The organism is Enterobacter sp. BRE11 (genome assembly GCF_031844285.1).
Taxonomy (GTDB): domain Bacteria; phylum Pseudomonadota; class Gammaproteobacteria; order Enterobacterales; family Enterobacteriaceae; genus Pantoea.
Window position 1 is genome coordinate 12,660 of sequence record NZ_JAUZUX010000021.1, and the last position, 24,699, is coordinate 37,358.

Genomic DNA, 24,699 nt, shown 5'->3' on the forward strand with positions numbered 1-24,699 from the left:
GTGTGTGCTGGCGGGGCAAATGAGTGATTTTTGCTCTGATAAGCTGGCCTGGCGGCAATAGTCAGGGCTGATCCGAATGTTTTTAGCCCATACTATCCCGCCAGCACACATTACAGAGCAGCTTATCCCGCCAGCGCACATCGGCAGTAAAGTTTATCCCGCCAGCACACATCGAGATCTCAGGTCATCCCACCAGCACACATCCTTTGCGCACGCCCTTGAAGCAGGCCTTTGCCCCGCAATATGCAGTGGCCATGGCTATTCGATGGGTGCTGGCGGGATAAAAGTGGCTGATAGAGCAAAGATGCCGGTTACAGGCGCAGCGGGCCGGGATTGAGGACAGACGTTAGTCTATTCATGGTGAACGTTAGTGGTTTCATGGCAGGCATGCCTGCAGCGCCCCTGATAACACGAAAAATGCACGTTTCCGGCCTGTCTGCCATGAATAGACGAACGTTTTATCCGAGCTGGTGGCGCGCGCCATGCATAGACTAACGTTGCGCGCGCTCTTCATGGTGAGTGAGCAGATGGGTGCTGGCGGGATATTGAAAGCCAGTAGTCCTGAAAAGCTGCCTGAATCCTCTAATGCGAGCTCTCTAAAAGCTTGTGTAGAATGGGCGAGACCACAATAACAAGGATGAAAAATGAACGAAAATATTAAAGCGCGTGGTTTAAAAGCGCTTCCACCACAATTTAGTCATTATGATATAAACCTTACATTCGATATTCTTAGGACTTTCAATTACCAAATTGAATTATCAATAGAAAAAGCAGTTGATTCGTATAAAGAATCAGGTCCGGAAACTTTAGGATACGAAGAAACTGGTGATCCCGATGAAGGAAATTATCACTGTATCGATTATTATATGGGCCTGTACAGCAATGAGGTGGATTTAGATGATATGTTCATTACATATTATCCGAGTGTAACCAGACGTTCTGCTTTTTTGACTTTGTACGGCATGCTTGAGCATGACTATGAAAAACTGTGCAATGGCTTTGCTAAATCAAAGAATCTTAGAGTTAACCTTTCAGACCTCAAAGGAAGCGGGTTTGAGCGTTGCGACCTGTTTGCAAGAAAATTCATGGGAATGCCTACCTCAAGGCATATGAACATGGTCAAGAAAATAACTAAACTTAGAAATTTGTGCGCACACAATGACGCTCGGTTTATTACTAATGACGGGCAGGAAATCAAAGAAGCCATAGCCCTAATGGAAGAGAATCCTCTATATTTTGATAAAGATATTAATCAGGTTAATTTTAAGGCTGGTTGTTTAGTTTTCATCACCCATGAATTCAGGCATTACTTTAAAGATGTTGAGGATGCGCTTTTAAATTACGATAAATCTCTCAGTAAATAAAAAGCCGCCCGTAGGCGGCTTATCGTCATTTGCTGTGGATTACTGTCACCGGTGCGTTGATGTTGGTAATGATGTTCATACCTTCACCTCCGCTGTAGGTGTGCAGCAATGCCGCTAGCAAAGAAACAACGGTAAAACCATATATTCTGTGCATATGCATAGCTCGAAGAGGAGACCGGGCTTTGGCTAACCACACAGCTGACGTGAAGCATCTGCTGGTGTTTGCGGTCTGGTTGATACTACATTCACAGGGAATCAAGGCACCAAAAGGGCTGCGAAACCCGCCTTCCTGCGTTGGTGAGCAGCATTCCACCACCACCAAGTAGAAGTCAATATGTTTAAAAGACATATTACCGTGGCAGAACACACTGAGTTGCCCCTCATCGTTTTGCCTTACATATCCACATGGTCATTGTCGAGGGGAAAAAGCACATTTAACTCTCAATCTTACTTGATAAGAGCATATGGAGCCGTATACTGACGGCGAAGCATCTGCTCGTGTTTGCGCTCTGACGCAATACTTGCAACCACTAACCCGCCTGCGAACGGGCTGGTGGCATCGGGAAGTGCCTGCGAACACTACCTGATTTCAAGAAAACCGCCTACGGGCGGTTTTTTTGTTTCTGCTGATCAGCTTGCCATCGCATGATAGCACAGCCGCCATTCACAGAGGCCGCAGAAATTTAAACTGTTAAGGAGCTTGTTAAAAAGCCACTATAGGTTGGTTGAGCGTGTAAATTGCCCATTTGGTTGAACCATTCCCTTAAAAGCAAAATAGCCGTTGCCCCGATCCCTTTACAGTGAATAGGCGCGTTGAAAGTGTGCGCTGGCAGGATATAATTTTAGTGCCACTGATAAAGCGTAAAGGGAGCCTATGCTAAATAACTACCAGGCCAGACTTCGGGATGATGTCTACCTCGACGATATCCCCAAAATTGTTCCGCCAGACTACGCCTACAGATATCTTTCAGATACGGTAATACCCGCCCGTACCGTTCATGAATGGGATTTGCCGATGGGATACTCACAGCTTGTCAGGCGCTACCTCAGCATGCATTTTCAACAGCCACACATGGCCTACAAAGACGCGCTGAGAGAAGTAGAATGCGGCAATATCGTCATACTAAGGCGCGGTCACGTCACGGACCCTCACAAGGTCATAAACTCAGACGGTAGCCTTATCGGCACCTTGCCCATTATGCTGCGCTCGCGTCTTGAATATGTTATGCGCCGCCAGCTTGTCCGGCCCATAGGCGTCAGAAGCACTTATCGTGCACCGCAGCCCCAACCGCAGCCGGAAGTCGGGAAAGCCATCAACAGTAAAGCTGCTGGAAGGCTTCTGGCCGCAGGTGGCATTTATAACGGCAACCCCGAGGGTTTCAGAAAGACCGCCGAACAGTTAGGCGGTGATGCAGTGAAAGGGTACGACAGCGTTCTTAACGAAACGACGTCGGGCATGGCGGTTGGCTTAGTGATGAAATCGCAGCTTTAGTTAGCTTGAAATTAGGCGTTAGAGCACACGCAGGCTCAAAAGTCAGAGAATATAGTAATCATACATCTGAGTATGGTAGTCCAAGAGCAGAGCAAAACCCTCCACCTCTTCTAATGCCAAAGGGCTCCTTAGTAGTCCCCTCAGCAAAAAAATATGTTGAAATTTCACAGCTAAAATTATTAAACAATATACACAAACTTTCGGAAGAAAATTTTAACTCATTAATTAAGTCGGCTAGAAATTTCCAGAATATCCTTTGGATTTGCGAGTCTTCACCAAGTTTATCTTGGTTATTAATGATTTCAGCGCTAGAGGTGGCTGCTGGCAGTTGGGACTCTAATAAGGGTGATAAACTTGAAAGATTCAGGGCATCTAAGCCGAAATTGTATGATAGATTATTAAGTCATAATGTTGACGGTTTAGTTGAGGATATTGCTAAAGAATTTGCCGGAACCTTTGGGGCAGCTAAGAAATTCTGTGACTTTTGCATAAATTTCCTTCCTGATGCCCCGTCTATAAGGCCGGAGAGCGGAGCTATAGAATGGACAGAAGAAAATTTATTAAGGATATTTAAAATTGTATATAAATTGAGATCTTTAGCGCTCCATGCTGGAAAGCCTTTTCCGCAACCTATGTGCGCTCCACCGGACAACTTTTTTGGCTTGGCGGAACAAGCAGTATACCTATCAACATCTAAGTTTATCCCATTAAAATCAACCATGGGAGCCTCGTGGTCTCATAAGGAAGCCCCTATAAATCTCAATGTATTCTTCCATATGACTCATTCGATTTTAAATAAATGGTGGGAGAGTCTTTACTCAAATGAATGATTTCGTCTCTCCTGATCTTTTAATTATGCTCAGCGCGGCGACGCTCAATCAGCCTGGTGGCGATCGTCTCCACCTCTGCAAAGTCTTTTGATGCGCTGGCCCGCAGCGCCATATTCCATTTATTCAGAACGCGGGCGTTGGCCGCCAGCTCGCTGCCCGCCTCCAGCCGGCCATTCTCCGCCAGCCATTCAGCCACTTTAGCCCAGTCCCATAGGGGCGACTGTCCTTTGATGCGCTGTACAGGGCAAGGAAAGTCGCCGCTGCCGCGCGTGCCGTCTTTCAGCATGGCGATAGCCTGGCGTGACATGCTGGTGATTTCGGCAATGTCGCTCAGGCCCACCAGCGCGGAATCCACTGATTCAACGATAGCGCCAATGCCGGCAGATTCAATGTCGTCTACCGCTGATGCGATAGCGGCGTCCAGGGATTCGGCCTCGCGGTCAAATTCCAGGTAAACGGATTTGCCGTATGCGCAGATCAGCGCATCGTCACAGCCGCTTTCGTACAGCGCATCTTCCAGTCCTTCGGTCTCATACGTTACGCCTGAGAGAGTCAGAGTGAAGTTATAAAGCGCCATGTTACCTCTTCTGTTTTCACTGTGTGTTAACCGGTAAGAGGCGGCTATTGCCGCCTCTTACCGTGCTAAATCAGGGACAACGGTCTGCCATGCGCCTGATTTGCTTTGCGTGTGTCTCCGGACTTTTTGGAGTAGACCACACACTCATTCGATGATCCCGGTGTTCATCTTCTGGATTCCCGCAGCGCAACTTGCAAAAGCAGTGAGCAGAATCGCCTGGTGGAACCCAAACCCAGCCTTTCGATATCGCATACGCAATGGCTGCTTGAATATGCTTATTCGGGTGTTTCTTCATTCGCCTCCGACAACATCAATTCTATTATCTGTGTTGACGTTCGTCAACGGAGGCAATGATAGGTTAGTTTGCTTGTATTGACAAGCAAAATCTTTCTCCGTATATTGCAGCTCATGGCACTGACGTAGCGCCACCGCCCTGGCGGCTCCAGGCACTAAAGGAATACCCCCATGACAATCTCTGCTATGACTTCTACTGCCGCTATTCAGCACATGGCATACACCCTGACCGCCCTTATTGCACAGAGCCAGAAGCCTGACTTTGTTGAAAACGAAGCGTACGCGGATATCCAGACTAACTTTGATCTGGTCGCCACCAGCTGCACAGACCTGGCGGCCGTGGTATGGCTCAAAAACCGCCTGTGCTTTGGGTATACCGGTGACGAATGCACCTTTGAAGAAGTGAATCAGAGCACGCTGGATCATCTTAATTTCATCCTGCTGTCTGGCTGGCGTCCCGGCGCTGCACCAGCGCACAAGATGGTGCTGAGCAATATGTTTGAGCTGGACTGGTGGGATGCACAGCAGATCACCGTTACTGGCCATGCAGGCGGCCAGGTGACAGGCATGGCCACCATAACGGATACCGAAGGCGAATTTCAGATTGCCTTTGAGTGGCTGATGGAAATGGGGGAAGAGGCGGAACGGGCTGGCCTGCCTGCAATGGTAAGCATTACGGCGGCACGCTTTACCCTGCCATACGAATTTTCGCTCTTTGAATGCGACGGCCGCCCGCTGGACACGCTGGAAGCCGCACAGGAAATGGATTGTGCGCTGGGATTCGGCGCTCAAATTTTCAATGACGTTTACCCAAAATACGCTCCGGCAGAAGGAGCTAATCACCGAGGCTAATCATGACCGATAAAGCACGCGACCCACGGGCTTTAAACTCAGTAAAAGGAGCCGTCCCTGCGTCGGCTCAGATACAGATGCGCGTCACACCAGAGACAAAAAACCGCTACGTCAACCAGGCGCAGCGGGAGGGCATGAAGCTGTCAGAGTGGATTCAGCATCACCTCAACGCAGTATGCCAGTCAGCGGGTGACGCCACCCCACAGGATAAGAACACCAGTGATTAAAGACGAAATCAGGGCGCTGTATCTGGCGCACGGCTTCAAGTTGGCGCGCCAGCCTGATGGCAGTATGGATTTAGACCCGGCTTTCTACAGCGTCGCTCAGGCGCTCGCAGAACGCTACAGCAATATTTACGGGCATCCAGTAGGGAATATTGAGATCGCGGCTGCTGGTGGCGCTGAGGCATGCACAATGGCCCTTTTTCATGATAAGGCCGCCAGCATCGAGTTTCCCGTTTACATCATGCGCCAGCCGGCAAAAACACCCGCGCTGGCCACCAGCTCCAAACCGTCGCCGGAATACTGATGGACGAACGGCTGAGAAAATACGGCTGGTGCTCTTTCGACGACTGGCCGGAGGAAGAGGTACACGACTACCTCACCACAAAATACGGCATCATTCATGCCCGCAAGCTGGAGGATGGCAGCTGGTGTGGTCTGATGAAGCTGCTTTACACGTTAAGCGTCTGCATGGGCATTTCGCCCACTGACGCCTACTGTTACCGCTGGTGCTTTGAAGATCCGGCGGAAGCCGTACACCTTTACAAGACGGCGACTGAGTATGACGAAATCCCGGAACGCCGGGAGTCGCTGAAGGGCCACCGTCACACTACCGGCATGCCGCTGTACATTGAGTTTGATCAGCTTGGCCTGCCAAAATGGCGGTAGTGCCACCAGCTCCAGCTGGTGTGCTGGTGGCTGAGCATCGATTTTTTGGAAAACAGAACGGCAGAACATGGAAATCAGGATTAAGCGCCCGCACTGCGGATCAGGCAGCGTGAAGAAAAGCAGGGCGGTGTATGAGCAGGGAACATCGAACACCCGGAGCGTGAGTTACACCGGTTGGCTGTCCAATCGCGGATCGGGCGGCAGCCGGCGGCAGGGGAAATCCACCCGGCAGTCCGTCGCCGCGTCGCGCAATGCTCCAGCTGGACGGAAGTTGGAAGGGCTGGTGTTTGCTGGCGCGTTTGTCGTGTTCACCTGGCTGGCACTCTGCCTGGATGGAACCACGCTGCAGTCGTCGCTGGTGGCCGGGGCGGTACTGGCGGCGCTTGCGGCCGGGCTGGCAGCCTGGCTTAACCGGCACAACCGCCGGCGCGCGTTGGAAAGTTACGATCGTCAATGGTACTGCAGCAAATGCGGAGATAATTTCATTCGGTAAACGCAGGTACAACCGGCTGCAGTGCAAAATACGCGGTTGGCCACCAGTAAGGCTTTAACACTCAACCCGCTCCCGCAGCGGGTTTTTTACGGTGGTCGGCGGCAGCATAAGCTGTAGAGGGTAAGCACCGCATAAGCTGTAGAGAGCTGGCCGTGCACAGTTAACTTATCAGCCTTTGCAAAGCTAGCTTTGCAAAAACATAGTAAAATCATAAAGTTGTAGATTTGCGGCCGCATGCCAGGTAAAGTGCCCGGATTATCCACCAGCCATGTTGATCACCATGAAAGACAACAAAAACCGCCGCTCCCGCCACTTCGATCTCCTCTTAGAAAGACTGAAGCCGGAACTAACGGACACCTATACAGAAACCCGCAAAGCTTGTGATTACCCTGAAATCCGCCAGTTTGAATTTGTCGATAAAGAGCCCGAAACCATTTTCGCTACTGCAGTCATTTCTGCCCACCAGGTAACGGTAAGTTTGTTGGATAAAGGGCGGGCATACACGTTTGTTACGCCCACCCGTGATCCGCTTATGGCCATTGATGCCGAATCGCCCGTGTCACCTGAGCTATGGGAACGTTACATGCTGCTGCACAGCAATATCAGTCCAGTACAGGAGGGCTACTACTGGAACTGGGAAGGGTACGAATTAGAGGCCTCGCTGCAAAAGATGCGCTGGCAGGAGCTGGTTAACGCCATACCAGACGAGACGCTACGCAGTGCAGGTCAAGACGCACTGGACCTGGCTAAAAAGGCAGTAGACGAGATTCGCGGCGTAGCGCCATCACTGGCAGACGTGGTCAGCCTTAATCAGAAGTGGAAAAGTAAACGTTTCCCGCTGCCTGAAGTTGTTCCCGTTGACGATTATCTGGAATGGGATAAGCAGTATGTCCGCGCTCTGCTGATTATCCACCACCTGCGAAGCTATACGGCATAAGCCGCCACCAGCCTGCACCAAAGCAAAAACCCGCTGAAGCGGGTTTTAACGTGAGACAATCAGGACTATGTGCCGACAACTCTTAATCTGGAAAGGGTAGTTCTTCCATCGCGACATCTGAAAGACGTGTGGATATGTCGCTGTACTGAGATCCCACGGAATAAAGCCTTTTGCGCCAGTAGCGAGGTCGTCCAGTTCCTCAATATACTTTTGTGCACCAGTGTCATAAATGTCTACTCTGCCCACCACATCCCGTATTGTGCCAGCCCACAAAGCAGCGCCATACTCGGTTTGAGTATTATCACAGACCAGATGCCCATAAATCAGAACGAATTGGCGATAGATCTGCCCAGCTAAACCAGCACCTGCTTTTTGAGGGTCCACGAAAGCACCGCGGATCTGTTTGCCGGAAGCTGGTCGTTGGTTTTGGTCCAGAAAATCAAAGTTGTCATAAGCAAACCGGGCGACTATGACGGAATTCTGATCATCCTCCATGCCAAGCGCCATAATTTCTTTGACTACTTCGTCGTCACTTGCGCCATCATCGCGCAACGTATCAATCTGATCTTCTATGAAATCTGGAGAGTGAAAGGCCAGTTCATAGACCTCTGCAACATGATGATAATCTGCTTTGTCATACGTGGTTTCAACGATGCGGTAGATTATCGTATCGTCAGGGACGATAAACTCATGAGTTCTAGAATGAAAAAACCCGCCTGAAAGAGACGGGGATTTCGATAAGTCCTTAGCGTAACTTCCGCTGATTACAGTTGGTGCCATTCCTTTCTGCTACCCTGTGTCTTGTAATCGCTAATGAGAATTTGTGCAGAGAATTTGTCCTTCATGAAAGAAGCGACAGACTTCTCGATTTGATGAATGATTTCTTCCGTCACGCACAGGTTCGGATATTGCTTAGTTGGCTTCACCGTAAAGCGCAGTTTGTCACCGCGAATCGCCAGTTCGGCGAGCGGCTTAACTACCTGGGTGTCCAGCGCGCGCTGAACATCGCTAATCAGCGTTACGATGAAGTGCTGCGATTCTTTGTGGGTACGGCTAAGCATCCTGCGCACTTCTACGGCTTCAGGAAACAGTGAGCGTGGCTCAATCGTATCGATTACGCTGGTATTATCCATAATCGAATGAATAGAACGTTCGCTCTTAGTTTTGGCTTCGCTATGTAACATTTTCCCACCTTAGCCCGGACACTGTGTGTCACCTGGCAAATGCTCACTTATGGGCGAGCTTTTCAAGTCGGTTGACGACATCGTCAACTGTCTACTAAATCTACTTAATAGAACGGTATTATGCAATGTCAAAAAGTGGCAAATTCCTTTTAAACACAAGGAAAATGGCAATATCTGGGTACTGAAAAACGCGGCAGAAATGATGTAATTTTGCTCAGTTATTCCTCTTGGTTTTTCCAGTTATTTCATCCCCTCCGAAGCAAGAAGAGCCAGCACCAACCAAACCCCATATCATTAAAAATCAAGCACAAAGGCCTCCGGCTAACTGACTATAGTGAACGTAGGGTAGGTGATGGCTGAATGCATTGCCGCCGCGCCAGCAAAGGTATATCCGCTGGTGGAGGGGAGCATAGGGGCATTCACTGCAATCAGAAGTGCAACGATGAATCGTTTAGAAAGTGCGGTATCGGCAATAAAAAAGCCCCTTTACGGGGCTTTGAGGCTGAATCAGCATGGGTTGAATGCTGCCGCGTACAATGGATTTTTATTTAGAATTACGCAATCTTTTTTTTAAGCGTGCTCCGGTGCCGCCTGCGCCACTGGCTCAGCAGCGCTTACCGCCGCTTCTTCCGCCGCTGCCGGTTCAGCCTCTGACGCTGCGGCCACCAGCGCCGGCTCCGGCTGTGGGGCGGTGGCCAGCTCTGCAAGCTTAATGGTGCGCAGCAGCTGTGCCTTCTCGATAGCGTCTTTAACCATATCGGCTTCCAGCCCGACCACCGCGTATTTATCCAGGCTTTCCATACGGTACAGCGAAGCAGCAGGCAGTAATTTCTGCAAGCCATCCTCGTTTTCTGCCGTCATGTAGACCAGCTGCGGCTCAGCGTCCGGGCTTTCCGGGATAATGACATAGGCACGCTGGCCAACACCCATTGCCTGCAGGAAGAGCATGGCGACGGAAAGCGGCAGAGACGCGCTGGTGTAGCTCATGGGCTGGTTTTTACCGGCCAGGATGCCGTTTACCCGGACGTTATACGGCGCATACTGGCCAATACGCTCCACGCGCCACATTCCCGCAAGGGAACCTGCCACAAACGCCTCACCGGTGATGTTCATTGGCAACTGGCGCATCAGCAGCTGTGCGAATGAAGGATCGAGTGTCGGGGCGAGGGGGCTGGCGCCGGTTTTCTGGTTGATAGCCGTGATCGCCTCGTTGCGCGCCGCTTCCTCAGCTGGCAGCTGTTGCTGCTGCACAAGCCAATAACGCTCATTGCCGCTCACCCACACCGTAACGCCTTCAACCTCTGACGGCTCATAGCCCAGGATGGCCATCAGCGCGATCTCAATGTCGCCCGGCTGGATTTCGTTTTTCTCGCTCAGCTCAATGCTGGTTTTGGGAGTGATGAAATATTTGGTCATGGAGCGGCCTTATTTGCTGGTGGTTTTCTTGCTGGTGGTAGTGGTGGTGCTTGTGGTGGTGGCTGGCGCTTCCTCTGCCGGCTCAGCTGCTGCAGTCTTGCTGGCGGCCGCAGCGGCGTCCGTGTCAGCTGCTACAGCGGTGCTGGCCGTATGGTCTGCATCTGGCGTCGGATCGCTCTGTGTGGCGGTGGTGGAGCCAAAGCCGTTATCGCCGCGATCAGTCACGGACAATTCATCAACTTCAGTCCAGGTGACAGTCTCTACCTTCTCAATCATCGCCTGCGCAATGACCATGCCGGCTTTTGGCTCAATGAACTGGCCACCTTCATCGGCAATCATGCGCAGTTTGATCTCGCCGCGGTAGTCGCTGTCGATGATGGCCACACAGTTGGACGGGCGAAAGAAGTTAGCCGTACCCAGTCCGGAACGCGCGTAAATCTTCATGCAGTAACCGGTGGGGATCTCCACAGCCAGCCCGGTAGTTACCCACCAGGCGCGCGGCTGGCGGATGCCGCCCTGCGTCTGCACAACGCTCAGTTTCACGTCCAGCGCGGTGATATCCCACGCGGCCGCGCCATCCGATCCCCGGAACGGCATTACAGCGTCAGGGGTCAGGCGCTTAATCTTTACTTCTGGCATAGCTTACTCCGGCTTTTTAAAGGTGTAGTGACGACGGTAACTGGTGGAGTTCGGGGCAAGGGGAACGTCGTACGATTCCACCAGCCCGCGCTGAATGAGGCGGCGCACCGGCTTCAGGAACTGCGCCCGGATAACGCCATACTCGTTGAACACGTCAGAGGCGCTGATGATGGCCTTTTTGTCGATCAGGGTGAGGATGTAGTGCTCCACCTTCGACATTCTGACCGGCACCAGGTCTGCCACGGCTTTAGCAGACTTCGCCAGGCTGTACTCGCCGCGCGGTGACAGGCTGACCAGATCGATACGCATCAGGTCTGCCAGCGACTCGCGGATGGCGTAACAGGTGGTTTCTGCCGGTAATGCGGCGGTAATGCCCCGGCGCAGCAGCCCAGGCTTTTCAGCCAGTACATGCAAGATTGCGGAGGCGGTCTCCGGATGCTTCGCACGAAAAATGCGTAATTTTGGTAAAAGCCAGCTCAAAGTTCTGTTATCCTCGCCAGTGGTTTATTTCATAAGCCAAGTCGAACTGAATGAGGGAGCCAGCAATGGCTCCCTTTTTCTTTAGTCCTGTGCCCATTTCTCGCCCGTATCCTCACACGCCACGCCGTGACACACGCGCCCCTGATCCAGACGGAACGCCATACCGCCCAGCTTGCTGCGCCGGCGGCAAAACTGCGCCCCGGACAGATAGGCATGCGGCACGCCGGTATCAATGGCACCTTCTTCCGTGCAAACGCCGTTCTCCGCGTCGTGGTAGCCGCGCGCAAACTCGCTCAGCACTTCATGGCGATCCTCAAAACAGATCACCTCGCCGCGGTCCGGGTCGTTCAGGCACTCAATCACGCCGTAACGGGAAAGCGTCACGAGGGTTTTGGGATGCCGGAAAATCTCCTCGCCCCAGTACATGCCGGTGCAGGAGTCCACGTAGGAGCCATTGGAGTAGGTGCCGATAGGGTTTGTGACGTCGTGGGCCATAGCCACCGCGACGAAGAAGTTTACAAGGTTGCCGGTAACGGCCATCAGTGCCCCGCAAATAGCCGCTGGCGGCTGCTGAAGGTAGGTTTCTCCTGCTGACTGAATGCGTCGTCCACCAGCCCGACGAAAGCGGCAAATTCCTTTCTGTAATACTCCAGTAGTTTATTTGCAGCTCTGTCAGTGATGTTTTCCACGTAGTAGCAGGCGCTGTGTCGGTCGCGGTAGGTCTTATCGAGGGTGAGCAGCGGGGCTGCTTCAGACAGGGTGCTTACACCAAATTCCACCAGCACAGCTCCGCCGCGCTCAATGGCGGTGAAGCTCAGCTGGTGGGCGTCAATCTGGAACGTTCGGTGCAGCAGGATCTGTTTTCTGGCCATCGGTAATCGCGGTAGCGGGACGGCCTGAATTGTGGGGTAAAATGTACGTGCTTACAACGGTTAATTGTTTAGAATTACCAATTCTGTTTTTAACTCACTCTCCGTCCAGTATGCCCGACATGCGGCCTTTCTGGCTTTCCGAGCGGCGCAGGTAACGCATTACGGTTTTCGGGTCGCGCCAGGTGCCTTCCTGCATGATTTGCGTCATGGTCGCGTCACGCTCCGCCATATCCATCGCCGCGCCCACGCGCGCGCTGTGCCCGGACCATTTGGTATAGCGGCCTTTGTTATCCGGTACCGGGTCTTTGCCCAGCAGATCCCATGCATCCTTGAAAATCTTCTCGGTCGCCGGTGCTGACATGGGCTTTTCAGACACGCCGGCGGTGTTGTTGTGGCGCACCGGGCCGAAAACGACGGCCTCCGGATGGTCGCTCAGCCCGGAAATCGCCAGCCAGTGCAGCAGCTGGCCCGCAGCGGCGCGGCTCAGGTGCTTGACGACGCCGGCAGCTGTGACCATGGTCTTTGTGTGAGACAGGTTAATGATGACGTGCCCGTTTTCGCTGATTTCCAGATCGCACACCCGGATGCGGCTGATTTCCGCCAGCCGGCACAGGGTGTTGTAGGCCACATAGAGGAACGCCAAATTGCGCTGATCGGCCAGCTTATCGGAGCGTCCGAGCACATGGCTCAGCAGCTGCAGATCCTGCAGCCGGAACGGCACAGCCTGGCCGGTGCGCTCGCCCTGCATAACGGCCTCACGGCGGATGCGCTTCAGCGCGCGTTTCAGGTCCACGCTTCCCCTGAGCTCCGGCAGGCCGCTTTCCCGGCACAGCATGTTCATCATGGCGTAGTGTTTGTCGATGGTGCTGGACGCCAGGCCGCTCTCCGCCATTTCAAGGAAGTATTCGCGCGCCAGCTCCGGATCGATGGGCAGATACGCCACGCCGCGGTCATTACACCAGAATGCCCAGCGGCGGATGACGGCCAGCAGATCGCGGAAAGTGTTCTCGGAATAAGCGGCCTTATCCGCGATAAATTTTCTAAGATTATTCGCAACGTCCTCGGCAGTTAATTCATTTAATTCGCCAGGCAGGTCATTGAGTTTTATTTCCGCAACGTGGTTCATACATATATTCCTTCAAAAATAGCGAGGCGACGCTACGCGAAAGTTAGAGAAAAAGCAGGGGTGTGATACGTCAGATTTTGCGTAGCGACGCCTGTCGCAAACTCGATCAAAAACTAAACGATTTGGCGCGGCCGGCACCATCTGATCATTTGATCACCCAACTACTGATCAAGCATACATGAGTATGAGGAAACTTTATATAAGGCTTATTATTTAAAGTTTGGTTTTTTTGGCAAAAAAACAGCCAGGCCTGAATGCTGAGCGTAAAAAACATGAAAATTTTAGATTCCGGGGCTTTTTTCATGGTGATCGTTTGCACCCCTTAATATATGATCATTTGGCAGTCACATTAGTTGCTATGGTTTACTGTTAGCAATGTAACTTTTAAGGGCACCTGATGCCGGATTCGCTGTTTAGCAGCCGTTTGAATATACCGCCGGGAAATTGAATATATATACAGGGCTTGAATACGGACTATTCTTAATATGGCACATTCTAAGGAGTTCCCGTTTTACACGGTTACTTTTTATGTCTATATTCGCGCTCATTAAGTCCAGAGAGACTGCACAGCTCATAAATATTTTTTGGAATAACAATTATGCCTAACTTCAGCGACCTTGAATTTGAGAAGCGCTACAAAGATTTTCTGCAGGTACAGCGCGAGTGGCTGGAACTGGTAACGGCCAATCAGGTTTACTCTGAACTGAATGCTAACGGCGATCCGAGCCGCCCGGTGGCTTTTACTAACGATAAAAAGACCTTTGTCCGTGCTGAGCACTTGGTAAAAGAATGGCAGCGCTTCGCCGATCTGGCCGAAGAGAAGCGCGCTGAAAGCGCACTGGCGATCAGCACCTATGTTTACTCGCCGGTACCGTCCATCATCGCGGGACCGAGCAAAGTCACCATCAGCCGCTTTCCGTGCACGTCATCAGGCAAACTTACTCGTGAAAACATCCTCAAGCGCTACACGCAGCAGCTGAAGAAGCTGGAAAAGCTGCCGTTCGCTGCCGGCGCTATCCTGTCGCTGAAAGAGGAAATGAAAGCCTTTGAGCAGCAGCCGGAAGGCACGCTGTACCGTTCGCGCATCAGCAACTACTTCGATACGCAGGTGACGGCACGCTTTGACAGTGCAGACGATGAACGGAACCTTGAAAACTTCCGCTATGGCTCACACGGCCTCTTCATCTACAGCGAGCGCATGGACCGCAACCGGGATATCGTGGCGAACACGAACATGACGCAATCCTACAACTCGCCGTTTGATCTGATTAAGCCTATCCCGTGCGCCGTTCTGCCATCGGCCAACATCTATCTGCTGGAGGATGTGGATCGCGCGAAGGCCCACATCAAACAGGGGTCGTTTATTGAGAACGCCATTTCCCAGCGCAAACGCCTCTTCAACAAGCGCTGCACCGCCCGTATGGAGCGCGCACGCACCCAGGAGCAGGCAGCAGCGGCCGTGAAGAAGATAGAAGAAGGGCGCGCGGCGATGGAAGAGCTCAACGAAATGGATCGTGAACTGCTGAAGCTCAAGCTGGCGGCTGACGACGCGGAGTTTCTGACCATGCCACAGCTGCGCGAGCGCTACGGCAACGACGTTGAGCACCGCATCGGCAAGACGATGAAGCAGGTGGTGAACCGCACCAAAGACCTGAATAAAGAAATCTGACAGAAGGGCGCGCAAGCGCCCTTTTCTTTTGCTGGTGGTCACGCCAGCAGCGCGTCTACGTCCTCCAGCTCCTTCAGCTTGCTGTCGCGGAACTCTTCCATGTCGCTGCCAATATCCTCGTCTGCAGGGCGATAGCTGGCCAGGAACATAAAGCAGTAGGTATCCCAGCGGTCTGGCGACTTGATGTTGAGTTTCTGGCGCATCACGTCTTTCCTGAACATGTACATGCGCCCTTCTTCGTTCATGCCATACGGTATCTTGGACGCCTGTTCTGCGGTGCGCGGTGAACTGTCCAGACGCATGCGCCCGGAGCGGATCGCATCAGCGGCCATGATATTGGCCCACGCGCGCTGGTTGATGAATCGCTCTTTGAGTTTGCGGGAAAACACCGGCTGACCCCAGCGGATGCGCGTCACGTTGCGCCCGCGGCGCTCCAGCTGCGTCGCGGTGTCCGATCCAACGCCGTCACTGTCCACTGCGATCGTAATGCCCGGATAGCGGCCATTGGTGCACTCGTTGGCAATGAAGTCACCGAAGGCTATCGGGTCCATCGTGCCAGGCATTTCCAGCATCTTAAATGGCACCACGCGCCGGCTATCGCCTTGCCCGGACACCTTACAGATGTTGAGAATGGATTTATCGCGGCCGTTACCGACGTCGACGGTGGCCACCCAGCCCCAGCCCTTCTCCAAGTATACTTTGCGGCGTGCTGCGCGGTCACATTCGTCGCGCCCCAGCAGATAGCCGCTGACGTTGCGCGGGAAGCGCCCCAGCACCTTCACCATGTATTCCAGCGAGTCGCGCCCGCCGTACTCCACCAGCTTTTCTTTGATGAATTTCAGGGTGACGTGTGGCGCTTCTTCTGAGTTGAGCACAATGGCATTCCAGAAGCCGTCCGGGTTATCCGGGTTTTTGGCCAGCGTATGATGCGAGTCGTAAAAGTACCCGCTTGGCCGCGTGGGCTGCGACAGCATCAGCATCCGGTTATCGGTCTCTGTCAGCGCACCACGCATGATAGCGATCGCTTTATCACTGATGCCGGACGCTTCATCGAGAATCAGCAGGATGTGAGCCGCGTGCTCGCCGGCGAGCGCTTCCTCATTGCCCAGGCGGTAGCCCTTACACAGCACCTCCCATATGCCCTTACGCGACTTCTCATAAAACATGGTGTCCGTCAGCGTGAAATGGTTCTGGAGCCACGGATGGCGCCTGGTGGCGTTTGCCCAGTACTCTTTAACGTACTTGAATACGCCCGTTTTAACCTGCGCGATTTTGTTGGCCACGATGATTACGCGCGCGTCCGGGAACATGATCATGTACACCAGCAGCATCATGGCCGTAAGGGATGATTTACCGGTACCGTGCCCGGACGTAACGGTGGTCTGGCTCCCTATCTCCTGCACTGAATCCAGTATCAGATCCTGCTGCCAGGTGGGCTGCATGCCAAACAGCTCCACGACGGCCAGCGCCCAGTTATAGCGGTAGCGGATCACCATGTCGCGCCAGCGCGGGTCTGAGGTAACGCGCCTGATGCGCTTCTTCCCGGCCATCAGTCATCGTCTCCGGGAAGGACGGCGATTTCATCCGGCAAATCTTCGCCATACAGATCGCTGGTGGCGGAAAAGTCGATATCCGCGTTGCTGTAATCAACGTCCGATTCGCCGTCTCTGCGCTCGCCGGTAACGGTATGGTCGCCATAGTTGCCGCTGTCCACCAGCTCCGCGACGGCCCGCCGGCGCTCTGCAACATCTGCCTCCTGCCCGGCCTTATTCTCTCGGTACTGGCGAGCCTCGCGGTCCAGCTCCTCCTCGCTTATCTGCGTGCTGTCATCTACTGACGGCTCAGCATTCTTCAGCTCGTTATCGAGACGCTTGGCCAGCGATTCAGGCAGCTTGATGCCGCGCTGCTCGATGTACTCCGCCGTCTGCAGCAGATCCCAGTCGTGTTCGTCGCGCAGCGCGTACGCCTGGCTGATAACGTCTGCAGCGTTATGGGTCAGCGCGTGCTTCTCGTTCTCGCGCCGGTTCTTATCGGTACCGGAGGCGATCGACGCCACGCGGGTAGCATGGTCATTGACCAGATAGCCGACTTCTATCATCAGCTTGGTCATTTTCAGGATGGGGTGCGGCCCGCCACCGCCGCCGTCGTCGTCATCCTTCTTTTTGCCGTTGGCCATGTTCAGCGCTTCCTGCTCAAACAGCGCCACCGCTCGCTCCGTAGTGCGCTTCAGCAACTGCATATGCGCCAGTGAGTCATAAAGTGCCGTCGCCGCGCTGGCCTCTACGCCTTCCCCCAGCACCTCCAGCGCTGCTTCATAATCCTGCGGCCGTGGATAGCCGCGCCGGTTGGCCACCAGCTTGGTTTCGTGGGCCTCTTCAAAAGGTTTGCCCTCGCCGCGGGGCTTCGGGGTGTGCTGCGGGCGCCCGGCTTCCTGCTCACCGGCATTTCTGATCTTTTTGGCATGTGCAGCATTGGCCTTTTTGCCTGCGCCAGGCTGCGCTGCTGCGTCATCACGCGGTTCAAGCACACCCTCCAAAGCCGCGCTGTGCTTGGTTTTGCGGCCGTTTCGCCTGATGATCAGGTCGCCGTGCGGACCATGATCATTTTGATGATCAGAAGCGTGATCACCCGAATGATCATGATTGTGATCACCAGCCTGATCACGCATGGCGGCCAGCGCTTTACCATTGAGTTCACGCCGGGCGGTGTTAAACGGCAGGCCGTAGTACTCGCAGTACTCCTTAACGGTTATGCCGCTTTCCGCCTTCTGCAGCACGAAAGCCCTGCGGTGTTCATCCCAGTTAACTTTGGACATGGTTTATCGTTCAAATGAGGCCAATAAACCGGGATGGTAAGGAGTCTGTAATTTTCGATGATCACATTAATGATCACTATGACAGCATACGGGGCTGATTTAGGTCTTTTTATATGGACAAAAAAGGACTGTATGGTAAATTTCAGGTTCGACTTGTACTTGAAATAAACCACTGGATAAATATAAATGGCTAAGAATGAAGCAGTTTTAGTAGCAGTTGATGCAGGGTCTGGTAACGTTGCGCTGACCTATGTTGATGAAGCTACCGGCAAATGGATTACCTCAGTAACGCCTTCTCTGATTCATGAGGGCCACCAGCAGACGTTTGCTGGCGAGTCTCTGTCTACCTGGCTCACTACCGACACCTCCGGCAAAGAGCGCGCTTACACCGTCATGAAGAAAGGTTACGACCTGTATGACACCTGTGATCCTGACTATCAGGTATCGCCTGCGCACCGCGTGCTGATTACTGATGCGCTGTTCCGCGCGGGCCTCGGCGGCCGTGACGTGATTATCGGTGAAACGCTGCCGGTGAATCAGTTCTACAGCGCTGTTGGCGTCATCAACGAAGCGCGCATTAAAGAGAAAGTGGATAGCCTTAAAACGCCTGTGACCAACTTCCGCGACGGTAGCGAACCTGCGCGCATCGTCCACGTTGAAGTGTTCCCTGAAGCCGTGCCTGCCGTGGTTTCTGCACAGGCTGATTTCCCTGAACTGGTTAACGCTGAGTCAACGCTGGTTATCGACTTAGGTCGCTTCACCTGTGATATCGCGGTGGTCGATTCAGAGCTGATGCCGGTCCGCAAAGCGAGCTATGAGCACGGCGTCCAGAAGATGATTGAACGTGTTCACGCTCTGCTGCCGGAGCTGGAAACCAAACTGGGCAAATCCTTCGGTGCATCCGATCTGAGCGTTGACAGCATTGATGCGATTATCCGTCAGGGCTACATCGGTTCACGTCTGGAAAGCGCCAAAGACAAGCGTATCGATATCACTGGCGTGGTTAACCAGGCGGCGCAGGAACTGGCAGACAAAATCTGGCAGGACGTCCGGGCGCTGCACCGTAACACCCGTGATATTGACGCTGTGCTGGTTGTTGGCGGCGGTGCTAACTACATCGCAGGCAAGATGCCGGGTCTGACCGATCACACTGCTGACTGGCACGACGTTGTAGTGGTTCCTGAAAACCCTGAAATGGCTATCGCGCGCGGCGTATACATGGCGCTGACTGCATCTGAGGCGGATATCCGCGCAGAGCTTAACGAAATTGCATCAGTAAGCGACATTCGTAGCCGGACCAACGATAAGGCTTAAACATGGGTCAGATTTTAAAACTCAACGGTCTGGAAGATGGTGGCCTGTTCACCAGTTCCATGCTGGAAGAATACAACTCCCTTAAAACGAACGCCTCAAAGCGCGCTTACGTGCTGAACGTCATTCGTGCGGGCTATTCAGTAGATCAAATGGGCCTCGGCCCTATTGTCGCGCTGCTGGAAGAGAACGACGGCGAGAAGTTTCTGGCCATGACCAAACGTGAGCGTCTGCAGCGGCTGCTGACGCTTATCAGCGCGGTGCTGGGTGAATCTGTCCAGACACCAGCTGTTCAGCCCGTACAGGCTCCACCAGCGCAGGAGGCAGCCCCACAACCGGACGCTCAGCCTGCAAGCCCACCAGCTGCAGAAGAGCCTCAGCCGGCGCCAGCAGTCAAAGAGCCGGCCAGCGAAGATGATCGTCCATTGGTTATACACAATGATGATGATAATTCGACGCGACGCGTAGAGAACGGTCCACGAGCTGTTATCCCTGCCAGCGCCTCAAAGCTGCAGCGGCACAGACCGAACAAGACCAGCTAAACCTGCCTCGGCCCCGTTCAATTGAGCGGGGCTTTTTCCATTCTTACCCGCTGACACCTGTCCATCAATTCTCTGGCCAACATGCATAAAGAGCGCTGCTCCTGCTCTTTGGCGTAGCGCGCCTGTTTGGTGGCGCTTTCCACCAGCAGGCCGTCGTAACTGACCTCTTTGCGGCCGCGAACCTTGAAGATATAGCCGTTCATAGCCTTGAGGTGATACTGCCGGGGATACGCGTCAGGGTGAACGTTGCACTGGGCAAAGGGTGACTGGACAAAGACGCGCAGGATGTTGGTGATAATGCCGGTATTGACCAGCATATCGGGATAGGCCTCCTGAACGAGGCAGGTGATCTGCGCAACCGTCATGTACGACTGCTGCCTGATAAGCAGATCCGCCACCTCTACACTGCTGACTCTTTTCTGCATGTAGGACTCCGCGTTATATCAATGCGCGTAATTCTAAAGTTTGCATAATTAGCAGGGATTACAAAATCGTCATTTTAGACTTTTCTTATTCAGAGCGTGGCAAGTGCCAGTCATGGCAAGATGTGCCGGCCGTATTCGCCGGGCTTATCTGTAGGACTTTTTGGCCGCATCCGCCGGTTATCAGGGCATACAGGCCACCAGCTGACAGGAAAATAACGGCAGTAAACAGATCCACTCAAAATAGAGGTTTTGGGCGCTGTAACTCAGGGGAATCCAGTCGGGCATTTTAGATTTCAGAGTTTTTCCCGCCCTGACCAGCAGGCGCAAAAGCCTGACGTCAGCTTTTGATCTACTGACGCTCTGGCTGTAGTGAGTTAGAACGGATTGGAATGCTTCCTGGCGGGGTATGTGCTGGACCGGAGTCGCTGGAAGAAAGCGCCCCCATAGGGGGCATTGCTCTCTATTTTTTCTTTGGGGCTGTTTTGGTGTGCTTCGCCTGTAGAGCTAAATGCGCGCTTTTAGCGTCTTTCATTGCAGTAGGCGTCAGGGTGCCCATCGCAGGGCTTACAGGTTGTGGAATGGTCGTCCTGTGCGCTGGTGCGCGGGCAAACCATTCATCTGTGTAGAATAATTGTACTGTGTGTGCCATATCGAACTTCGTATCGTGCTGAAGTCCAGTAACAGCAAAGTCAGGATCGGTTTTTAGAATGCGGAACTCTCCGGTATAACACTTCTTTGTGTTGGAGGTTCCATATGCAACGATGACAGCATGGTTCTTAGGGTCGTTAGCCAGCACTAAGGCAGGTCGTAACTTGGCCGGAACGCCTGGCAAATTATGGTTTGGAAATTTACACCACACGATCGAACCAGGCGTGGCCAGTGGGTGAAAAGGGTTTGAGGTCGAGCTATTTGAACTTTGAGCTGTCATGTTATCTCCATCAGAACAGTCTATTGATAAAACTCTCCTCCGGTATCTCGCTGGCTTTACTTGCTTCGCGGATGATCTGGATTTGAGCTGGCGTTAGCTGCTCATCGTCGGGCTGATAGGTCGGCAGAAAATTATCCGCCAGCGTTCGCAGCGCGAGATGCGCAACATCTGTTTGGCTCAGTCCCAGCCCATTCATCAGCAGATTCATTGTCTCTTCACTGATGCCTGTGGGTGAGTCCTGACGTTTCAATCTGAATAAAAAGCTATGTGCTTGTTTTTCAGCAGAATTTTGCATTGTGTTACTCCGATATCTTTTATGTAGCTTTAAGCGGGCAGCTTGCTCAAAAGGGAAAAGAGATAAAAACACTTTCGAGGCCGGAATCACGCTTAGACAGTCAGACGTTGCGCCAGACTTATATCTTATTGGCAGGTGCCGTCGGTTCTATATCTATGGCGACGGACCTAATGTGTGCGGATGCCTGCATTACTCTGCTGGCAGCGCATGTGGACTGCTTTGATCCAACTTTTCCTATGGTTAAGTTCATGTATTTTCTCGCTTTTTACAATTCCAACATTAAGTTTCAGTATTAAGTTTCAGTTTTACGATTTTCAGCTTTACAGCTTTACAGTTTTTCAGTTTTTCAGTTTTTCAGTTTTTCAGTTTTTCAGTTTTTCAGTTTTTCAGTTTTTCAGTTTTAACGGTGCTTCATAACTCCAGCTAAGATATCAAAAGTATATCACTTCGTCAAACTGGAGATATACTTTTGATATACGCATCAGTACAGGCTCTTCAGGTAGTGACTGACGGTGTTTGACCAGTTGGTGACGCTGTAACGCGCAAGGCGATGAATTACCTGACAATAATTAGACAGAGGCAGGCGGTCGCCGGCTTCATCCACAAAAATCAGCCCTTCTGCAGTTGCCCCTTCGCCCATATCCACGCTGTAGATAAATTTCCCGGTTGCGCCGTTCTGCTCCACCAGCTGCTGTGCTTTCCAGCTGAAAGACACCCTGCAGTCTTTGCGGAGCTCCAGCGTAATGACGCCGGTGACGGTCATAGCCGACTGCTGGTGGCCGGATAGCGCAGCGCCGTGACTGCACTTTACCGACGTGATCTGACAGCGTTCCGCGCGCCAGCCCAGCAGCTCTAGGCCTTTGAGTTTCAGTATCTCCATTACACCAGCCTCCAGTCGCTCGCCAGAAGGTCCGCTGCAGCAGGCGTCCAGTCAGCCGTTGTCAGGTGCACGATATCAGTGAGTACGAAGCGCGGCATGACCGTTACTGATGCCATTGGATCGCAGTCAAAATACTTCGCCGGCACGCCGTACATATCCGGGCCGCTGAGTTCAGCGCGCGTGCATCCCCTGTTTAGGCTCAGGAATACGTTGCCGCCCCACGCTTCGCGCGAGACCTTACACCCTTCGGACAGCCACAGCTGCGCGACGGCAAGCGGCGCGTTGTTCTCCCGAAACTGGAGCTCGCCACGGTCCATCCTGGCCTGATTGTCCATGACGATGCTGTGCAACTTCAGCAGCCCCATGCACGCCGCATGGTTAAGCGACTCGCCATATCCCGTTGAAGCCAGGCCACCCCGGCTGATTGTGGCTGACCAGCCTTTCTTTGTTTCTGACGTTTCGGCAACTTCATAACCGAGGCGCGTGATGGTGTTTAACAGCAGCAGCCAGTCACCCACGAAGTTACCGTTCGCGCCGGCAAGGCTGCTCACAGCAAAGTTAAGACGCTGAGCGGTCATCATAATTAAAAGCCCCTCTTTCTAATGCGCTGCTGTGCCTTTCTTCTGCGCTGCTGCGCTGCGAGTCGTTCCAGCTGACGCTGCTGCTGCGCCTCTTCAAGGCTGGTGGCCAGATGTCGGATATTGCGCTCAATCTGTTCCTGCACAACGGGCAGAGTCAGATCCCCCAGCTGCAGCGCTCTTACCTGCGGTACCGGAACGGTTGGCTGCCGGCGGGCACCCCAGCTGGCGCCGGCCAGCAGCGCGCTCAGTAATGCGATCTTTTTCATGCTCTCTCTCTGTCGTGCAGGCGTGCAGAATCCCCGGCGATTGCCGGTGATCAAAGTTCACCTGATTAATTCCGGCGCGGGGTGCGCACTGGATGGTTATGGCCGCCGCCGGCAGCACGCCGGGCGGTTTATGAGGGTGCTGTGCTGGCCGGATTTGAACCGGCGACCTCCCGCTTGTCCCTATCACGCCCCTGCGGGGTATTAAATAGAGCGGGTGCTGCTTCCTCTGAGCTACAACACAACGGTAAAAGCGCGACTACCGGCGCTCTTACCTGTTGGTCTGTATCAGCCTGCGGCCAGGTGTGCTATCAGCCATTTATGACCGGCAAACAGCCCTGCATTCAGCAGCAGGTGGAATGTGGCAAATTCCATAATCTTCATGACGGTCTTAAAAGGGTCTCGCTTACTGGCACTCATGGTCATTACATCCGGATCAGTTGGCTGTCTTGTCCGGTTAATGATGCCTGAATTATCTCTCTGGCCACCAGCGACAATTGTTCCCATCCATGCACCACGAACGTCAGCTTTTCCCCGCAAAATCCGGCCAGCGCGGCCTCATTGCCAGCCCTGTAATTGCACAGAAACAGGCTCCAGTGTGCAGAGCGGCTGCAGGCAACCAGGCCTGCGTGTTTGCAGTGCGAAAATTTATGAGACAGCTGCGGGTTTCTCGCGGCAGCGGCTGCCCAAAGCTGTTTCATGGCTCGGTTGGCCGCGGCAATCTTCTCAGCGGTGATAAAAACAATCTGTGCGCCTGGCATGTTCAGATACAGCTGCAGGCTTAACTGCAAAGCTGCATGCATGCGTCTGTTTCCGGTTACGTTTTCAGGTGCTGTATTCATGTCTGTTCCCTGTTGATGTTGGTGGCGGCCGGTGCCATACCCGGCAAGTAACCTCTCAAGCGACTGGTCAACCTGGTTACTGGCGGCAGAACCCCATGTATGCGACGGAATGAAGCGGGGGCCAGTCTTGCGATCGCAGCAGCACTGCGAATGCACCACAACGAAGAAAGCACTGCCATGCCAGGGAAATGTACTTGGTCTCACTGGATGGCTGCTGACACAGCCTCAATGCTTTCTCCTGTTATGTTGCTACTTGCGGCGTGTCTTTTTAGAGCCACTGCGCCATGCCTTGATAAACGTCTCGATAGCGTAGATGGCCACCAGCGCGTATATCACGGTAAGAAGCGGGTGCTCTGCAGCAAACTCTGATAACGACATAATGCGTCCTTCTTAGGGGAATGCTGTCTCTTCCAGCTGTCAGAACTAATCGCCCAGGCGCTCAACCTGCAATAGCTGCATAACCGCTGGCTGGCACATTCTGTGTTAACCGGATAACCAATAGACGAAAAGGTAACTAAACGCCCTGACTCCGCACCCACATGTCCCGCATGCCCCACTTTCGGCCACCAGCAGGGATCGCTGGCAATGGCACATACCGGCCTTTTCAATCTTGATGTGGCGACTGGATTTGAACCAGTGACCTCCCGTGCATCTGAGCCAAAGCCGGGCGCTCATTCCGCTGAGCTACGCCACCATAAAACG

General features: G+C 53.1%; 32 protein-coding genes and 1 tRNA gene. 13 read left to right on the top strand and 20 right to left on the bottom strand.

Annotated features, from left to right (window positions below):
* Window positions 1-644: 644 nt before the first annotated feature.
* The 3 genes from Q9R34_RS19175 to Q9R34_RS19185 all read left to right on the top strand — a co-directional run bounded on the left by Q9R34_RS19175 (window position 645) and on the right by Q9R34_RS19185 (window position 3,686).
* Window positions 645-1,364 carry a hypothetical protein gene (locus tag Q9R34_RS19175; protein WP_485895774.1) on the top strand — a complete coding sequence of 240 codons (720 nt, stop codon included), beginning with the start codon at window positions 645-647 and terminating at the stop codon, window positions 1,362-1,364.
* Between the two features lie 874 nt (window positions 1,365-2,238).
* Window positions 2,239-2,856 carry a hypothetical protein gene (locus Q9R34_RS19180; RefSeq protein WP_485895776.1) on the top strand — a complete coding sequence of 206 codons (618 nt, stop codon included), beginning with the start codon at window positions 2,239-2,241 and terminating at the stop codon, window positions 2,854-2,856.
* Window positions 2,857-2,861: 5 nt separating this feature from the next.
* Window positions 2,862-3,686 carry a hypothetical protein gene (locus tag Q9R34_RS19185; RefSeq protein WP_485895778.1) on the top strand — a complete coding sequence of 275 codons (825 nt, stop codon included), beginning with the start codon at window positions 2,862-2,864 and terminating at the stop codon, window positions 3,684-3,686.
* A 19-nt stretch (window positions 3,687-3,705) separates the two neighbouring features.
* Here the strand turns inward: Q9R34_RS19185 and Q9R34_RS19190 are convergent, their stop codons facing one another.
* Together Q9R34_RS19190 and Q9R34_RS19195 are read right to left on the bottom strand one after the other, a co-directional pair.
* Window positions 3,706-4,263 carry a helix-turn-helix transcriptional regulator gene (locus tag Q9R34_RS19190; protein ID WP_485895780.1) on the bottom strand — a complete coding sequence of 186 codons (558 nt, stop codon included), beginning with the start codon at window positions 4,261-4,263 and terminating at the stop codon, window positions 3,706-3,708.
* 70 nt (window positions 4,264-4,333) lie between these two features.
* On the bottom strand, window positions 4,334-4,558 hold the full coding sequence (locus Q9R34_RS19195; RefSeq protein WP_485895782.1) for a hypothetical protein: 225 nt from the start codon (window positions 4,556-4,558) through the stop codon (window positions 4,334-4,336).
* A 170-nt stretch (window positions 4,559-4,728) separates the two neighbouring features.
* On the opposite strand from Q9R34_RS19195, the gene Q9R34_RS19200 reads away from it, so the two are divergent.
* From Q9R34_RS19200 to Q9R34_RS19225, 6 genes are all read left to right on the top strand, one after another.
* On the top strand, window positions 4,729-5,409 hold the full coding sequence (locus Q9R34_RS19200) for a hypothetical protein (protein WP_485895784.1): 681 nt from the start codon (window positions 4,729-4,731) through the stop codon (window positions 5,407-5,409).
* Between the two features lie 2 nt (window positions 5,410-5,411).
* Window positions 5,412-5,636: a hypothetical protein gene (locus Q9R34_RS19205; protein ID WP_289368059.1), complete on the top strand. Its 225-nt coding sequence runs from the start codon at window positions 5,412-5,414 to the stop codon at window positions 5,634-5,636.
* Window positions 5,629-5,937: a hypothetical protein gene (locus Q9R34_RS19210; RefSeq protein ID WP_485895786.1), complete on the top strand. Its 309-nt coding sequence runs from the start codon at window positions 5,629-5,631 to the stop codon at window positions 5,935-5,937. The genes Q9R34_RS19205 and Q9R34_RS19210 overlap by 8 nt, the downstream gene beginning before the upstream one ends.
* Window positions 5,937-6,299: a hypothetical protein gene (locus tag Q9R34_RS19215; RefSeq protein ID WP_485895788.1), complete on the top strand. Its 363-nt coding sequence runs from the start codon at window positions 5,937-5,939 to the stop codon at window positions 6,297-6,299. The genes Q9R34_RS19210 and Q9R34_RS19215 overlap by 1 nt, the downstream gene beginning before the upstream one ends.
* 67 nt (window positions 6,300-6,366) lie before the next feature.
* On the top strand, window positions 6,367-6,792 hold the full coding sequence (locus tag Q9R34_RS19220; RefSeq protein ID WP_485895790.1) for a hypothetical protein: 426 nt from the start codon (window positions 6,367-6,369) through the stop codon (window positions 6,790-6,792).
* A gap of 268 nt (window positions 6,793-7,060) precedes the next feature.
* Complete coding sequence (locus Q9R34_RS19225) at window positions 7,061-7,729, top strand: hypothetical protein (protein ID WP_485895792.1); 669 nt, start codon at window positions 7,061-7,063, stop codon at window positions 7,727-7,729.
* A gap of 45 nt (window positions 7,730-7,774) precedes the next feature.
* Here the strand turns inward: Q9R34_RS19225 and Q9R34_RS19230 are convergent, their stop codons facing one another.
* Both Q9R34_RS19230 and Q9R34_RS19235 read right to left on the bottom strand, forming a co-directional pair.
* Window positions 7,775-8,509: a hypothetical protein gene (locus Q9R34_RS19230; protein ID WP_485895794.1), complete on the bottom strand. Its 735-nt coding sequence runs from the start codon at window positions 8,507-8,509 to the stop codon at window positions 7,775-7,777.
* Window positions 8,494-8,913, bottom strand: a complete 420-nt coding sequence (locus Q9R34_RS19235; RefSeq protein ID WP_485895796.1) for a hypothetical protein — start codon at window positions 8,911-8,913, stop codon at window positions 8,494-8,496. Before Q9R34_RS19235 ends, Q9R34_RS19230 begins: the two co-directional genes overlap by 16 nt.
* A gap of 352 nt (window positions 8,914-9,265) precedes the next feature.
* Between Q9R34_RS19235 and Q9R34_RS19240 the strand changes: the two genes are divergently transcribed.
* Window positions 9,266-9,487: a hypothetical protein gene (locus Q9R34_RS19240; protein WP_485895798.1), complete on the top strand. Its 222-nt coding sequence runs from the start codon at window positions 9,266-9,268 to the stop codon at window positions 9,485-9,487.
* On the opposite strand, the gene Q9R34_RS19245 is transcribed toward Q9R34_RS19240, so the two are convergent.
* The 6 genes from Q9R34_RS19245 to Q9R34_RS19270 form a co-directional block, all read right to left on the bottom strand.
* Window positions 9,484-10,329: a hypothetical protein gene (locus tag Q9R34_RS19245; protein ID WP_485895800.1), complete on the bottom strand. Its 846-nt coding sequence runs from the start codon at window positions 10,327-10,329 to the stop codon at window positions 9,484-9,486. The two genes, Q9R34_RS19240 and Q9R34_RS19245, sit on opposite strands and share 4 nt — an antisense overlap.
* 9 nt (window positions 10,330-10,338) lie before the next feature.
* Window positions 10,339-10,968: a dUTP diphosphatase gene (locus Q9R34_RS19250; RefSeq protein ID WP_485895802.1), complete on the bottom strand. Its 630-nt coding sequence runs from the start codon at window positions 10,966-10,968 to the stop codon at window positions 10,339-10,341.
* 3 nt (window positions 10,969-10,971) lie between these two features.
* Window positions 10,972-11,448 carry a hypothetical protein gene (locus Q9R34_RS19255; protein ID WP_485895804.1) on the bottom strand — a complete coding sequence of 159 codons (477 nt, stop codon included), beginning with the start codon at window positions 11,446-11,448 and terminating at the stop codon, window positions 10,972-10,974.
* An 81-nt stretch (window positions 11,449-11,529) separates the two neighbouring features.
* The gene (locus Q9R34_RS19260) at window positions 11,530-11,988 is read right to left on the bottom strand and encodes a hypothetical protein (protein WP_485895806.1); all 459 of its coding nucleotides are present in this window, start codon (window positions 11,986-11,988) and stop codon (window positions 11,530-11,532) included.
* A complete protein-coding gene (locus Q9R34_RS19265; protein WP_485895808.1) occupies window positions 11,988-12,320 on the bottom strand; it encodes a hypothetical protein in 333 nt (110 codons plus the stop codon). The genes Q9R34_RS19260 and Q9R34_RS19265 overlap by 1 nt, the downstream gene beginning before the upstream one ends.
* Before the next feature lie 94 nt (window positions 12,321-12,414).
* Window positions 12,415-13,446: a tyrosine-type recombinase/integrase gene (locus tag Q9R34_RS19270; RefSeq protein WP_485895810.1), complete on the bottom strand. Its 1,032-nt coding sequence runs from the start codon at window positions 13,444-13,446 to the stop codon at window positions 12,415-12,417.
* Between the two features lie 598 nt (window positions 13,447-14,044).
* Between Q9R34_RS19270 and Q9R34_RS19275 the strand changes: the two genes are divergently transcribed.
* The gene (locus tag Q9R34_RS19275) at window positions 14,045-15,115 is read left to right on the top strand and encodes a hypothetical protein (protein ID WP_485895812.1); all 1,071 of its coding nucleotides are present in this window, start codon (window positions 14,045-14,047) and stop codon (window positions 15,113-15,115) included.
* A gap of 38 nt (window positions 15,116-15,153) precedes the next feature.
* Here Q9R34_RS19275 and Q9R34_RS19280 read toward each other — a convergent pair whose 3' ends face one another.
* Together Q9R34_RS19280 and Q9R34_RS19285 are read right to left on the bottom strand one after the other, a co-directional pair.
* A complete protein-coding gene (locus Q9R34_RS19280; protein ID WP_485895814.1) occupies window positions 15,154-16,665 on the bottom strand; it encodes a terminase in 1,512 nt (503 codons plus the stop codon).
* Window positions 16,665-17,930 carry a hypothetical protein gene (locus tag Q9R34_RS19285; protein ID WP_485895816.1) on the bottom strand — a complete coding sequence of 422 codons (1,266 nt, stop codon included), beginning with the start codon at window positions 17,928-17,930 and terminating at the stop codon, window positions 16,665-16,667. The genes Q9R34_RS19280 and Q9R34_RS19285 overlap by 1 nt, the downstream gene beginning before the upstream one ends.
* 186 nt (window positions 17,931-18,116) lie before the next feature.
* Between Q9R34_RS19285 and parM the strand changes: the two genes are divergently transcribed.
* Window positions 18,117-19,244 carry a plasmid segregation protein ParM domain-containing protein gene (parM, locus tag Q9R34_RS19290; RefSeq protein WP_485895818.1) on the top strand — a complete coding sequence of 376 codons (1,128 nt, stop codon included), beginning with the start codon at window positions 18,117-18,119 and terminating at the stop codon, window positions 19,242-19,244.
* Between the two features lie 2 nt (window positions 19,245-19,246).
* Entirely contained in the window at window positions 19,247-19,783 is a 537-nt protein-coding gene (locus Q9R34_RS19295; protein WP_485895820.1) for a hypothetical protein, read from the top strand.
* Window positions 19,784-19,800: 17 nt separating this feature from the next.
* On the opposite strand, the gene Q9R34_RS19300 is transcribed toward Q9R34_RS19295, so the two are convergent.
* From Q9R34_RS19300 to Q9R34_RS19335, 8 genes are all read right to left on the bottom strand, one after another.
* Entirely contained in the window at window positions 19,801-20,208 is a 408-nt protein-coding gene (locus Q9R34_RS19300; RefSeq protein WP_485895822.1) for a late promoter activating protein, read from the bottom strand.
* A 460-nt stretch (window positions 20,209-20,668) separates the two neighbouring features.
* Window positions 20,669-21,136 carry a type II toxin-antitoxin system PemK/MazF family toxin gene (locus Q9R34_RS19305; RefSeq protein WP_485895824.1) on the bottom strand — a complete coding sequence of 156 codons (468 nt, stop codon included), beginning with the start codon at window positions 21,134-21,136 and terminating at the stop codon, window positions 20,669-20,671.
* A gap of 10 nt (window positions 21,137-21,146) precedes the next feature.
* A complete protein-coding gene (locus Q9R34_RS19310) occupies window positions 21,147-21,431 on the bottom strand; it encodes a hypothetical protein (RefSeq protein ID WP_485895826.1) in 285 nt (94 codons plus the stop codon).
* 481 nt (window positions 21,432-21,912) lie between these two features.
* Complete coding sequence (locus Q9R34_RS19315) at window positions 21,913-22,311, bottom strand: hypothetical protein (protein WP_485895828.1); 399 nt, start codon at window positions 22,309-22,311, stop codon at window positions 21,913-21,915.
* Window positions 22,311-22,892: a Thoeris anti-defense Tad2 family protein gene (locus Q9R34_RS19320; RefSeq protein ID WP_485895830.1), complete on the bottom strand. Its 582-nt coding sequence runs from the start codon at window positions 22,890-22,892 to the stop codon at window positions 22,311-22,313. Before Q9R34_RS19320 ends, Q9R34_RS19315 begins: the two co-directional genes overlap by 1 nt.
* Window positions 22,893-22,894: 2 nt before the next feature.
* The gene (locus Q9R34_RS19325; RefSeq protein WP_485895832.1) at window positions 22,895-23,158 is read right to left on the bottom strand and encodes a hypothetical protein; all 264 of its coding nucleotides are present in this window, start codon (window positions 23,156-23,158) and stop codon (window positions 22,895-22,897) included.
* Window positions 23,159-23,297: 139 nt separating this feature from the next.
* Window positions 23,298-23,399 (bottom strand) — tRNA-OTHER (locus Q9R34_RS19330).
* Between the two features lie 181 nt (window positions 23,400-23,580).
* A complete protein-coding gene (locus Q9R34_RS19335; protein WP_485895834.1) occupies window positions 23,581-23,997 on the bottom strand; it encodes a hypothetical protein in 417 nt (138 codons plus the stop codon).
* Window positions 23,998-24,699 lie beyond the last annotated feature (702 nt).